Raw genomic sequence first — 13,041 nt, forward strand, 5'->3', positions numbered from 1 at the left:
TTGAGGTTCAGCCAATGCGCAATGCGCGCAGGTCCAGGTGACCGTCCTTGAGTGGCGGGCACCAGTAGTAGCCGCCGGTAATCGGCCGGCTCATCCGATACAAACCATCGGTGATGCCGTCTTCCAGACCGCTCATGCGCCGCAGTTGCGCTTCGAACGCATCGAGGGAGAAGCCGAACGCGAGGAACATCAGGCCGGCGCGATGGCCTTCGATCCACGGCATAGAGCGGCGTACCACGAAAGCTTCGGGGGCGAAGCTTTCCTGGGCGGTGCGCTTGACGTGGGCGGAGATCGGCGCGTCGTCGAGTTCTTCGTTATCGCTCAGGCGACGGCCCATGATGTTGTCCTTTTCATGGGACGGCAGGCCAGCGAAGCCCTTCAGATCATGCTGCCATTGCTGGATCGCGGCGAAACTGCCACCGACCGTGCCGTCAGCGCCCTCGCCAACCAGCGCGGCGGCCACGGCGGCTTCGTCGTGCGGGTTTTCGGTGCCGTCTTCGTAGCCGGTCAGGTCGTGGCCGGTGAGATGGCGGAAGGTTTCGTTCATCTGCACCAGGCGAAACGCCGGGGCCAGCGCGGCTTCGATGGCGGTGCTGCGATTGAGCAATTCACCGCGATCCACGCCATGCAACCAGCACCACAGAGCGTGTTGGGTCGACGGGTTATCGACGCCGACGCCAGTCATCGCCGGGAATGCGCGCAGGCCTTCGACCTGACCGTGCAGGGCTTTGACCAGGGACTCACCGAAACCGACCACCGCCGACGCGCCGTCTACCAGTTGCATCAACTTGTCGAGCGCGGCCGGCAGTGCAGCGGCGGATTCGAGGGCGAAGAACATATGACGGGCTTGAGGCGGAACAGGGGTGGCGAGAATGCCCGACTGGTAATAACTCATATGAACTCCTTAGGAAAGAAGCGCGGAGTTTAACCGTTGCGGGGGTTTGAGCGGTAACGAAAGGCTGAACACATACCCCCTGTGGGAGCGGGCTTGCTCGCGAAGGCGGTGTGTCAGTCGAAATTAATATTGGATGACACACCGCTTTCGCGAGCAAGCCCGCTCCCACAGGGGTTTTGGTGGTGTTTGATCTATGAGCTGACCCGAAACGCCGTCGGGCTCATCCCCGTCCAGCGCTTGAACGCCCGGCGAAAGCTGCGCACGTCGCTGTAGCCGACTTCTTCGGTGATTCGCTCGATCGACATCTCGGGATTGGCCAGCAAACACAAGGTCCGCGCCTGGCGCACTTGCTCCAGTAAGGTCTCAAATGTCAGGGCATGTTCAGTCAGGCGCCGGCGCAATGTACGGCTGCTCATGTTCAAATCGCCAGCGATCTTCTCGATATGGCTGCCACGCGTCAAATCCCGGGCAATCGCCCGTTCCACCGCTTGAATCAGGTCGATTTTCTGGTGTACCTGCGCCGCTTCCAGCTCCAGCAACTTGACCGCCTGACGCAGCGCCAATGAGTGATGATTCGGCAGTCGCACGTCCAGCCAGTGCGCGGCGATCACCATGCGGTTTTGCATACACCCGAACCGCACATCCGGCCCGAGCAGCCGTGCGTACTCAGCAACGTAATCCGGCGCGGCGTGGACGAACTCTACCGTCATTGGCTTGAAATCCGCCCCGACCAACGCCCGGCCGTAAACCAAGAGGCTGGCGAAAAACTCTTCCACCCCAAACAGCTGCACATCGGCAAACGGCAGGCGACATTCGATGTCGAGAAACACCCGATCCCCCGCCTCTTCCACGCTCGACACCACGATGCCGCCGGAGGTGTGTTGATGGCGGATGCCCAGCTCAAACGCATCGCGCAGGGTCTTGCACAGCGACAGCACATGCCCGAGTAAACCCAGGGTGCCGAGCACGTTCTGCGCGCCAACCCACAAGCCGAGCCCGCGATTGGGCAAGACCTTGAGCGCGCGCTGGATCATCGCCACGGCCTGGCGATAGGAAATCCGCTGCGCCGGGTCCTGCAGGTCTTCCAGGGTAAAACCCAGGCCTCGGCAAAGACTCTCGGGATCGATCCCTTTGAGTTCGGCGACTTCGGCGAGTGTTTGCAGGAGGAATGGCGAAACCAGCGCCAGTTCGTAGGTAGGATCGACGACTTTCATTTGCATGGGGCAGGACATCCCGGATCAAGCTGAATTCTTATTTTTGTTACCGGTTATGTCGAAAGAAGTTAGCACAGGGTTTGGCGGCTGTCCGCAGAAGTCCCCCTATGTGGCCGCCAATACCCTGCCCGCCAAGGCTTGAACCGCTTATTTCTATGCAACGGCCGGCGGTTGGCCCCTAACAATAATAATGAGCACGCATATGAACCCGACCCGCACACGATTCTGCTTGCGACTGGCCGTCAGCCTGGCCGGCGTCTACGCCATTCATTTGCCTGCGCTGGCCACCGAGGCCGGCGTGGACAATATCGGCACTGGCACCGATGGTTTCTTCATGCTGCCGCTGGAGGTCGACAGCCTTCCAGACAACATGGTGGCGTTCAACATCTACTACAACCACTACAAAGCCACCAAATTCCACATCAGCTCCCTCGGCGGCAAAGTGCCGAATGTCGAAATCGAATCCACTGCCGTGATTCCGCGCCTGGATTACCTGAGCCCCTTGCGCATTTTCGGCGGACGGCTGGCCGGCTACATCGCGCAACCCTGGCTCAAGCAGGAAGTCTCGGTATTCGGCTTGCAGGACACCCGCGAAGGCATGGGCGACACGACGATTGCGCCGATTATTCTGTGGGACATGGGCAAGAACCTGACCCTCGGCGCCGCCGTGGAAATCACCGTGCCCACCGGCGAATACAGCACCGATCGCCTGGCCAACACCAGCAACAATTTCTACACCTACAAGCCGCTGTTCTCCTTCACCTGGTTGCCGACGGAGCGCACCGAGGTGTCGATGAAGACCACGTACAGTTTCAACGAAAAAAACAAGGACACCGACTACAAGTCGGGGCAGATTTTCCACTTCGATTATTCCGCCAGCTACAAGATCACCGACGACCTGATGCTCGGCCTCAACGGCTACTACCTCAAGCAAACCACCGACGACAAACAGTTCGGCCGCACCGTGCAATTCAACGGCGAAGACGTCAACGACGGCGTGCGCGGCCAGGTATTCGCCATCGGCCCGGCGCTGCACTGGACCTTCCTCAAATACGCCAGCGCCGAGATTCGCTGGGCCAAGGAGTTTGATGTGGAGAACAGGCCAGAAGGCGAAATGCTCTGGGCGAAGGTCAGTATTCCGTATGCGTTTTGATGGCTGCCGGATCATGTTGACTGTCCCCATCCCCCTGTGGGAGCAAGCTTGCTCGCGATGAGGGTTTCACATTCAACATTGATTTCGACTGCCACACCGCTATCGCGAGCAAGCTCGCTCCCACGAGGGATCTGCGGTGAACATAGAATTTGTGTCCCGCAGTGATCTCGGCTTCTGTGGGAGCGGGCTTGCTCGCGAAGGCGGCTGGTCAGTCAATGATGATGGTGACTGACACACTGCCTTCGCGAGCAAGCCCGCTCCCACAGGGTTTTCACTTGGCTCAAGATTTCAGTCACTGGGGGTTTGGCGGAAGCTCACCGCCAACCGATTCCAGCTATTGATGGTGGTCACCGCAATGGTCAAATCCACCAATTCACCTTCATTGAATTGCTCCCGCGCCAACGCATAGACGTCATCCGGCACATGACTTTCCGAGAGCAGCGTCACAGCTTCAGTCCACGCCAGTGCCGCCCGTTCCCGAGGGTTGAAGAAGCCACTGTCACGCCAGACCACAATCGAATACAAACGCCGATCTGTCTCGCCGAGGCGTCGGGCATCCACCGAGTGCATGTCGGTGCAAAATGCGCAGCCGTTGAGTTGTGAGGCGCGGATTTTGATCAGGTGCAGCAAGGGCGGTTCGATGCTCAGGTTGCTGGTCAGCGCCTCCATGGCAATCATGGCTTTCATCGCTTTGGGCGAGGCGCTGTAGTAGTCCAGGCGGGGATTCATGGCGGGACCTCGTAGCGCGGATGTGTATGCCCAAGGTAGGCGCTGATGCAGCAGCGTTACAGGTCCAATTCCACGAAAAACCCAGGGACCACCCGGTAACAGACCAATCCGGCGCTTTTTACCCACGCAACTTCTATGCAGCAGCGCAATAGGGGTAATCTGGCGCGACCCACAGTCGCCTCACTGCCTCAGGAGCCCCGCCGGTATGGAACTTCATGTTGTCATCAACGGCCGCAAGGACCTGGCAGGCCAGTTGTACCAACAGCTGCGCAGTGCCATCGAAACCGGTCGCCTGGCAGCCGGCACGCAACTGCCACCCAGCCGTTTACTGGCGGAACAGTTGGGCATTTCGCGCAAGACCATTTCCGACACGTACTCGCAACTGACCTACGAAAACTTCCTCACCGGGGTCACCGGCAAAGGCACCTACGTCAACGCGCGTCCGGCGAAGATCCAGCGCAAGCAAAGCCATTCGGAATTGGCCAGCAGCGAGGTCGTCGAGTCGTGGCGTAACCTGCCGGTGTTCCTGCGCCACCCGACGCTGGAAGGCTCGCTGCGCTACGACTTTATCGGCGGCGCCACCAGCAAGGGCCAGTTTCCCCAGGACGATTGGCGGCGCTGCACCTCTCACGCGCTACGCCAGATCGCCGGTTCCAAGGGTTTCTACAGCCTGCCCGAAGGTCTGCCGGCGCTGCGCAATGCGATTGCCCGGCACATCGCGTTTTCCCGTGGGGTCAATTGCCAGGACGAAGACGTGGTGGTGTGCAACGGCGCCCAGCAAGCCCTGGACTTGATTGGCCGGGTGCTGCTGCGGCCCGGCAGTCTGGTGGCGATGGAAGATCCCGGTTATCCGCCGGCGCGCCTGTTGTTTGGCAGCCACGGGGCCACCGTAGTCGGAGTGCCGGTGGACGCCGAAGGCATTCAGGTCGAGTTGATTCCGGACGGGACGCGGCTGATTTATGTCACGCCATCCCACCAATTTCCGCTGGGCATGCCGATGAGCCAGGCACGTCGCGAAGCCCTGCTGGCACGGGCCCGTGAGCTGGGCGCGATCATCATCGAAGACGATTACGACAGCGAATTCCGCTACGAAGGCCGGCCCACCGATTCGCTGCAAAGCATGGATGAGCGCGGCATCGTCGCCTACGTCGGGACCTTCTCGAAAACCCTGCTGCCGGAACTACGACTGGGCTACGCGATCCTGCCGCCGGCGATCCTCGAAGCGGTGATCCGCGCCAAGCAGCTCACTGACCTGCACACCTCGACCCTGCCGCAATGGGCGCTGGCCAAGTTCATTGCCGAAGGTTGCCTGCTCAAGCACATCCGCCGTTGCCACACGATCTACGCCGGGCGCCGCGAGCGGATCCTCGCGCGCATGGCAGGTGACCTGTCGCCGTGGCTGGAAGCCGTGCCGACGGTCGCCGGGTTTCACATGGTGGCGCTGTGCAAGGTGCCGATCGACGTCACGCTGGTTATCGAACTGGCGAGGAAAGTCGAAGTCGGGCTGTATTCGATTGAAGGCTTTTTCTATCAGCAAGCACCGCGCGCCGGGCTGCTCATGGGGTTTGGCGCGATTGAAACCCTGGACATCGACACCGCGCTGGACCGCGTGCGCGACATTTTGCAGCAGGTCGCCTGACGATTGGTCTGCGGGTTTATCCGGCGATTGGCTATTGGCGGTCCCCCGGTGCAGGCCTATTCTGCAGGGGCGTTATCCCTCAATGAGCAGGATTCGTCCGGCCTGATTCAGGAGTGTGAGTAATGTCCAACGAAGTGATCAATACCGTCAGGGTACAGGCCGCCGCCGGCCGCTCGGAAGAACTGGGTAAGCAACTGCAAAAGATTGTAGACACCCTGCGCGAACTTCCGGGCTGCGATTCCTACATGGTCGACCGCTGCCCCGAGGACAGCAACCGCTGGAACGTCAGCGCCCGCTGGCAATCGGAAGCGGCCATGCAATCGCATTTCAACAGCCCGCAAGTGCAGGGTTTTATTGGTTTGATTGATAGCCGATTGGCTAATGCCGTGGACTTCAATAGCTTTCCTATCGTGTAAACGTGCGCGGCCTCGTAGCAGCTGTCGAGCTGCGCGAGGCTGCGTCCGGTGGCGCAGCCGTCGTAAACCCCGCGTACGCATTCTTCCTGATACACCGCACTGGCTATTTCACGACGGCTTCGCCGCCGGACGCAGCCTCGCGCTGCTCGACAGCTGCTACATCGATTAATCTCGCCGCCCTTGATTGGTCCCCTCACCTTCCCGAATATTGGCCGTTTTATTGCCCCGACCCGAGGCTTACTGTGGTCCCTGACGACTAACAACCCCCAGGTGATCAACCATGAAAGCTTTGAGTTTACTGGCCGCCCTGGCCCTCAGCGTTTCTGCCTCGGCCTTCGCCCACGACCCGTCGGAAAAGGTCACGGTGTTGCAAGATGAACTGCTGCAAAACGTGCCCGGCAAAAAAGCCATGATGATCGAGGTCGACTACAAACCCGGCCAATCCTCCATCGCCCACAAACACGACGGCACGGCCATGGCTTACGTGCTGCAAGGCCAGGTCACTTCCCAGGTCAAGGGCCAGAAAGCGATCACCTACAAGACCGGCGAGTTCTGGTACGAGCCGGCCGGTTCCGAGCATTTGGTGTCGAAAAATGCCAGCGCCACCAAACCCGCCAAGTTGCTGGTGTTCATGGTGTTGTCGCCGGACGAGAAAGTGTTGATCCCCTTGAAAAACTGATAGCCAGTGCATCAGCCATAAATAAAAAGGCTCGAATCGATGATTCGGGCCTTTTTATTACCCGGCGCACTTAGATGAAAACTTTTACATCAAACAAAACTATGGATCAGTCTATAAGTGTATTTATGGACGATTTCATTCAGCCCATAGAGGTTTAGTCTGGAGCCACTGCCGGACACTTACCGGCAACTATCAACTTTTCGACTCAAGTTGTTTCACTGGAGAAACACCATGAAACTTGCGCTTGTCAGTTCGTTGACGATTGCCGCGTTGTTAGCCGGCTGCTCGGTCCCCACCGCCCCCAAAGCCGTGTCGTCCCTGGACACAATGTTCAGCGCGCCGGTCGGCCGTTCCAGCGCCACCCGCGTTGCCAATGGTGGCAATGTTTCCCTGGGCATCGTCTTCAGCCCTTCCACCCAGGCTAACCGCGAATACCTGCGCCACTACCAGGCCAATGCCGGCACCGGTTTCGGCCAGAGCCTGCTGGTGCAGCCGATCCACGACGCCTATGTGGCGACATCCAACCCGGACTTTGCGGTGGAAGCCGTCAAGGCGTCGTTGCAGCGTCAGTTCGGTTCGGTGACGGTCTATCCCGACCTGCAAAGCCTGCGGGCTGCGCGGCCGGATGTGGTAGCCATTGTCGATACCCACAGCCAGTTGATGACCTCGCGCAGTTCCGATATCAAGGCCGATGTCAGTGCGGATTTTTATGATGCGAAGTTCAACTATATCGGTACTGCGCAAGGGCATGACGCCAAGTCCCTGAGTCCTGTGTGGGCCGACTTTAAACGCAGTGAAGAGATTGTTGCGGATATTAACCAGCAACAGGATGTGCAAGTTCGGGCGCTGCAGAAGTTTGACCAGTCGCTCAGTAATTTATTGACCAGTCCGGCAAGTAATGTGTCGATGATCGATAACAAGATGGATAAAAATTTGTAGTGAGGCGGATGGCCCTTTCGCGGGCAAGCCTCGCTCCTACAGTTGATCGCATTCCAATGTAGGAGCGAGGCTTGCCCGCGAAGAGGCCCACCCAGCCACCACAAAACCCAAAGGCATAAAAAAACCCCCGCATCTCTCGATACAGGGGTTTTTTCATTCAGCGCCTAAAATCAGGCCGCCGGTTCCAGCTCCAGCGCAGGAGCAGCAGGCACAACTGCCTGACCACTCAACGCCAGGTCCAGCAGTTCACGGTTGGCCACCGCGTACATGGCGTAGTCCGTACCGCTGGCGGCACGGATTTCCACCAGCATGGCGCGCCAGCGTTCGATCATGCCTTCGTGCTCTTCCATCCACAGCGCCAGACGAGTTTCCACGTCCTGAGTGCCGTCGCCCTGTTGCAGGACGGAGATGGTGATCGCACGTTGCTGCCAGTCCACATCATCACGGAACGCTTCACGGGCCAGGGCCTGCCAGTTGTTTTCAACCGGCAGAGCGCTGATCTGTTGCAGGTACCAGGTGATGTCCAGCGCGCTGCCCACGGCGAAGTACGCCTTGGCCACGTCTGCCGGGTTTTGACCGGTCACATCGGCCGCTTCAATGATCGGCAGCAAGGTGTACAGGTGAGTCGTGCCTGCAACCATGCGCGCCAGCAATTCAGGCACGCCAGCAGCGACGTACGCCTGATAACGGGTCTGCCAGCCTTCGCGGGTCGGGCCTTCCAACAGTTCGTCGAGCTTGAGGCCCAGCGCTGCCAGATGTGGACCGAAATGCGCGACGTCACGGGCAGCGTTCTGCTCGTTACGACGGCTGCGCAGGAACCAGCGGGTAGCGCGGCGGCCAAGACGCATCAACTCGTCCATCAGCTCCAGTTGCACATCAGCGGAAACCTGGTAGTCCAGGGCTTCGATCTGACGGAACCAGTGCGGGAGATGGAAAATGTCACGCACGATCACATACGCGCCAGCCACGTTCGCCGGACTCATGCCGGTCGACTCTTTGAGTCGTTGAACGAAGGTGATGCCCATGTGGTTCACCAGATCGTTGGCGATCTGGGTGCTGACGATTTCGCGCTTCAGACGGTGACGGCGCATGGCTTCGGAGAACTTGCTCACCAGCGATGGCGGGAAAGCGGTTTCCATGTCGCGAGTCAGGTAATCGTCGTCCGGCACCAGGGAGTTGAGCAGCGCTTCCTTGAGGTCGATCTTGCTGTACGAGATCAGTACCGACAGTTCGGCACGGGTCAGGCCATGGCCTGCCGCGACGCGTTCGGCCAGCACTTCTTCGTTCGGCAGGAACTCGATGGCGCGATCCAGCTTGCCGCGGCCTTCCAGATCGTTCATCAGGCGCTTGTATTCGGCAATCCGCACGAAAGCACGGCGGGCCGCCAGGGACAGGGCCTGAGTCTGCTTGTAGTTGTTGCCCAAAACCAGGTTGCCGACTTCGTCGGTCATGCTCGCCAGCAACTGGTTGCGTTGCTTGTCGGTCATATCACCGGCCTGAACCACTTCGTTCAGCAGGATCTTGATGTTTACTTCGTGGTCGGAGCAGTCCACGCCACCGGCGTTGTCGATGAAGTCGGTGTTGGAACCGCCGCCATTGAGGCCGAATTCGACACGACCCAGTTGGGTCATCCCGAGGTTACCGCCCTCGCCCACGACTTTGCAGCGCAGTTCGTTGCCGTTCACGCGCAGCGCATCGTTGGCCTTGTCGCCGACATCGGCGTGGCTTTCGGTGCTGGCCTTGACGTAAGTGCCGATACCGCCGTTCCACAACAGGTCTACCGGCGCCTTGAGCAAGGCGTTCAGCAGTTCGGTCGGGGTCAGCTTGTCAGCCTGGATGTCGAAGCGCTCTTTCATCTGCGGGGAAATCGCGATGCTTTTCGCGCTGCGGGAGAAGATCCCGCCGCCTTCGGACATGATGCTGGTGTCGTAATCGGTCCAGGCGGAGCGCGGCAGGTCGAACAGGCGCTGACGCTCGACGAAGCTGTTGGCTGGCTGTGGATTCGGGTCGATGAAGATGTGCAGGTGGTTGAAGGCTGCGACCAGTTGCAGCTTGTCGGACATCAACAAACCGTTACCGAACACGTCACCGGCCATGTCGCCGACGCCCACTACCGTGATGCTGTCTTCCTGGACATTGATGCCGCGCTCGCGGAAGTGACGTTGTACGCCAACCCACGCGCCTTTGGCGGTGATGCCCATTTTCTTGTGGTCGTAACCGGCAGAACCACCGGAAGCGAACGCGTCACCCAACCAGAAACCGTAGTCGATGGCGATGCCGTTGGCGATGTCGGAGAAGGTCGCAGTGCCCTTGTCCGCCGCAACCACGAGGTACGGGTCATCGTCGTCATGACGCACGACGTTGGCCGGCGGTACCAGCGCGCCGTCTTTCAGGTTGTCGGTGATGTCCAACAGGCCCGAAATGAAGATGCGGTAGCAGGCGATGCCCTCAGCCGCGATCTCGTCGCGACCGCCACCCAGTGGCAAGCGACGCGGCAGGAAGCCGCCCTTCGCGCCAACCGGCACGATCACCGAGTTCTTCACTTGCTGGGCTTTTACCAGGCCCAACACTTCGGTGCGGTAGTCTTCTTCACGGTCGGACCAGCGCAGGCCGCCACGCGCGACGTTGCCGAAGCGCAGGTGCACGCCTTCGACGCGAGGCGAGTAAACGAAGATTTCGAACTTCGGTACTGGCTTCGGCAGTTCAGGGATCTGGTGCGGGTTGAACTTGAAGCTGAAGTAGGACTTGTTATGGCCTTGCGCATCGGTCTGGTAGAAGTTGGTGCGCAGGGTGGCCTTGATCAGGTCCAGGTAGCGACGCAGGATGCGGTCTTCGTTCAGCACCTGGACGTCGTCCAGTGCCGTGACGATGGCTTGTTCCAGGCGTTGCTGCTTGTCTTCCAGATCGTCGCTGGACAGCTTGCGCGCCAGGTAGAAACGGGTCTTGAACAACCGGGTCAACTCGCGAGCGATGTCGGTGTGGTTGGTCAGGGTAGTTGCGATGTAGCCCAGGTCGAAGCCCAGACGAATCTGCTTCATGTAGCGAGCGTAGGCACGCAGCAGCGCAACGTCGCGCCATGGCAGGCCAGCGGTCAGCACCAGACGGTTGAACGCATCGTTCTCGGCATCGCCACGCACGATGTGGACGAAGGCGTCCTGCAGCGTGTCGTTGAGTTGCTGGATGTCGAGTTCCAGGCCTTCGGCGGCGGTGAACGCAAAGTCGTGAATCCAGAACTCGCGACCGTTGTTGTGACGCAGGCGATACGGGAACTCACCCAGCACGCGCAGGCCGAGGTTTTCCAGGATCGGCAACACGTCGGACAAAGCCAGCGGGGTATCGGCGTGATACAGCTTGCAATGCAGCTCGCGTTGACCGGAGACCTGGCCCAGCGGCTGATAGAAGCTCATCACCAGCGGATTTTTTTCGGTCAGGCTCAGCAGGTGCTGCATGTCGACCACGGCCGAATGCGCGGCGAAACGCTCGCGGTAACCGGCCGGGAAGCCTTTCGGGAAGTCAGCCAGCACGTTAGTGCCGTGGGCTTCGCCGAAGCTTTCGACAACCAGGCTGGCGTAGTCGTCCTGCCAGCTGCGGCAGGCCTGAACCACTTCTTTTTCCAGCAGCACCGGATCGATGTCCAGGCGATTCTTCGGATCAACCCGCAGAATCAGCTGCACGCGAGCCAGCACGGACTCGGAGAAGAAGGTCCAGAACTCGCAATCCGAGGCTTTCAGGCGATCCATCAGCACTTGCTGGATCTTCTGGCGCACTTCGGTGGAGTAGATGTCACGCGGCACGTAGGCCAGGCAGTAGCAGAAACGGCCGTACGGGTCTTTGCGCAGGAACACGCGGATCTTGTTGCGTTCCTGGATCTGCACGATCGACATCACGGTGCTGAACAGTTCGTCCACCGGGGTCTGGAACAGATCGTCGCGGGGCAGCACTTCGACCACCTGCGCCAGTTCCTTGCCCAGGTGAGCCTTGGCCTGGAAGCCGGAACGGCGTTCGATTTCCTCGACCTTGCGGCGGATGTACGGGATGACCCGCACGCTCTCGCCATACACCGAGGAGGTGTACAGACCCATGAAACGGCATTCCTTGATGACTTTGCCGTCGGCGTCGATTTCACGGATCGACACGTAGTCAGGGTAAGCCGGACGGTGTACACGGCTTGGGTGCGCAGCCTTGGCGAACGACAGCAGGGTCGGTTCGCGCAGGTAGTTCACGGCGTAGTCTTCGATGCGCAGGTCTTCGTAGGTCAGGCCGGTGCGCAGCAGTTTGGTCAGGCCCAGGAAGGAGCTCTGGTCATACTCGATGTGGCCACCATCGGCCTGGTCGCTGACCACGAATTCTTCGTAGCCCAGGAACGTGAAGTGGTTGCCCACCAGCCATTCCAGGAAGCTTTTGATTTCAGCTTTTTCTTCTGGATCGACTTTGAACTGGCTGTTGTCCAGACCGGTCAGGATTTCCTGGACCTTGTCTTTCATCGGTTCGAAATCGGCAACCGCAACGCGGACTTCACCGAGAACCTGTTCCAGCTCTTTGCTCAGTACATTCAATTCGGCCGCGTTGGCGCAACGGTCGATTTCCAGGTACATCAGCGATTCTTGCAGGATGTCTTCGCCCTGGGTGCCTTTGGGCAGGATTTCCAGCAGCTCGCCCTTGCTGCCGCGACGCACGCTCAGCACTGTGGTTTGCAAGGTGTGGATGCTGTAGCCGCGACGGTTCAGCTCGGTACGCACCGAGTCCACGAGGAATGGCAGGTCGTGGTGCAGCACTTCGACCGCAGTGTGGGTCGATTGCCAGCCGTGGCGTTCGTAATCAGGGTTGTAGACGCGCACTTGCGGTTGCGCGTGATCGAAGCGCTCAAGCAGGCGCCACGCAGAAAGGGTACAGCCAGCGAGGTCGGACAGCCGACGCTGGGTCAGCTCGTCGAGGGAAATGATGCCGAAAAATTGTTCAGCGAACAGCGCCACTTGTGGCAGTGCCTGTTCACTGATGTGCTGCGCCAGTGCCGCTTGCAGTTGGTGCTGGAAGTCGGCTTTGCTGGCTGCGGTGAAGAACGCCATCTGTGGTACTCCGCTTGGGCTTGTTATTGATGGAAGCGTCGCGTGCAAAACCCCTTTCGGGGCGATCCGTCACCCTGTTCCTGATTCTCGGGCAGAGGAAACAGGATGACAGGTGGGTGAAGCTGGACGAGACACTCGGGTCACATTCACCTTCCAAGAATGGCTATCGGCAAAAGCGACTGTACGATGAATTGCACAATGCCTTTACCGGTATCCATTCGATGCGCAGCTTAACGAGTGCGACAACGTGCCTGCTTGCGGTGCTGCGACATATTCGGTCATCGGCACGCAGCTTGCGCCTTGTGCATCGA

9 protein-coding genes are annotated in these 13,041 nt (G+C 59.6%); 5 read left to right on the plus strand and 4 right to left on the minus strand.

Going from position 1 to position 13,041, the window contains the following annotated elements; all coding sequences use genetic code 11:
* Nucleotides 1–7: 7 nt before the first annotated feature.
* Together NK667_RS13380 and NK667_RS13385 are read right to left on the minus strand one after the other, a co-directional pair.
* The gene (locus NK667_RS13380; protein WP_054615049.1) at nucleotides 8–895 is read right to left on the minus strand and encodes a Dyp-type peroxidase; all 888 of its coding nucleotides are present in this window, start codon (nucleotides 893–895) and stop codon (nucleotides 8–10) included.
* A 191-nt stretch (nucleotides 896–1,086) separates the two neighbouring features.
* Nucleotides 1,087–2,115, minus strand: a complete 1,029-nt coding sequence (locus NK667_RS13385; protein WP_054615050.1) for an AraC family transcriptional regulator — start codon at nucleotides 2,113–2,115, stop codon at nucleotides 1,087–1,089.
* A gap of 196 nt (nucleotides 2,116–2,311) precedes the next feature.
* On the opposite strand from NK667_RS13385, the gene NK667_RS13390 reads away from it, so the two are divergent.
* The gene (locus tag NK667_RS13390) at nucleotides 2,312–3,262 is read left to right on the plus strand and encodes a SphA family protein (RefSeq protein ID WP_054047631.1); all 951 of its coding nucleotides are present in this window, start codon (nucleotides 2,312–2,314) and stop codon (nucleotides 3,260–3,262) included.
* Nucleotides 3,263–3,550: 288 nt separating this feature from the next.
* On the opposite strand, the gene NK667_RS13395 is transcribed toward NK667_RS13390, so the two are convergent.
* A complete protein-coding gene (locus NK667_RS13395) occupies nucleotides 3,551–3,991 on the minus strand; it encodes a carboxymuconolactone decarboxylase family protein (protein ID WP_054047629.1) in 441 nt (146 codons plus the stop codon).
* A 205-nt stretch (nucleotides 3,992–4,196) separates the two neighbouring features.
* Between NK667_RS13395 and pdxR the strand changes: the two genes are divergently transcribed.
* The 4 genes from pdxR to NK667_RS13415 all read left to right on the plus strand — a co-directional run bounded on the left by pdxR (nucleotide 4,197) and on the right by NK667_RS13415 (nucleotide 7,664).
* Nucleotides 4,197–5,630, plus strand: coding sequence for a MocR-like pyridoxine biosynthesis transcription factor PdxR (gene pdxR, locus NK667_RS13400; RefSeq protein WP_054615051.1), 1,434 nt, complete (start codon nucleotides 4,197–4,199; stop codon nucleotides 5,628–5,630).
* Between the two features lie 122 nt (nucleotides 5,631–5,752).
* Nucleotides 5,753–6,046, plus strand: a complete 294-nt coding sequence (locus NK667_RS13405) for a putative quinol monooxygenase (RefSeq protein ID WP_054047625.1) — start codon at nucleotides 5,753–5,755, stop codon at nucleotides 6,044–6,046.
* Between the two features lie 280 nt (nucleotides 6,047–6,326).
* Entirely contained in the window at nucleotides 6,327–6,725 is a 399-nt protein-coding gene (locus tag NK667_RS13410) for a cupin domain-containing protein (RefSeq protein WP_054615052.1), read from the plus strand.
* A gap of 231 nt (nucleotides 6,726–6,956) precedes the next feature.
* A complete protein-coding gene (locus NK667_RS13415; protein WP_054615053.1) occupies nucleotides 6,957–7,664 on the plus strand; it encodes a hypothetical protein in 708 nt (235 codons plus the stop codon).
* A 170-nt stretch (nucleotides 7,665–7,834) separates the two neighbouring features.
* Here the strand turns inward: NK667_RS13415 and NK667_RS13420 are convergent, their stop codons facing one another.
* Nucleotides 7,835–12,730: an NAD-glutamate dehydrogenase gene (locus tag NK667_RS13420; RefSeq protein WP_054047619.1), complete on the minus strand. Its 4,896-nt coding sequence runs from the start codon at nucleotides 12,728–12,730 to the stop codon at nucleotides 7,835–7,837.
* Nucleotides 12,731–13,041 lie beyond the last annotated feature (311 nt).

It is taken from the genome of Pseudomonas nunensis (assembly GCF_024296925.1).
Taxonomy (GTDB): Bacteria; Pseudomonadota; Gammaproteobacteria; order Pseudomonadales; family Pseudomonadaceae; genus Aquipseudomonas; species Aquipseudomonas nunensis.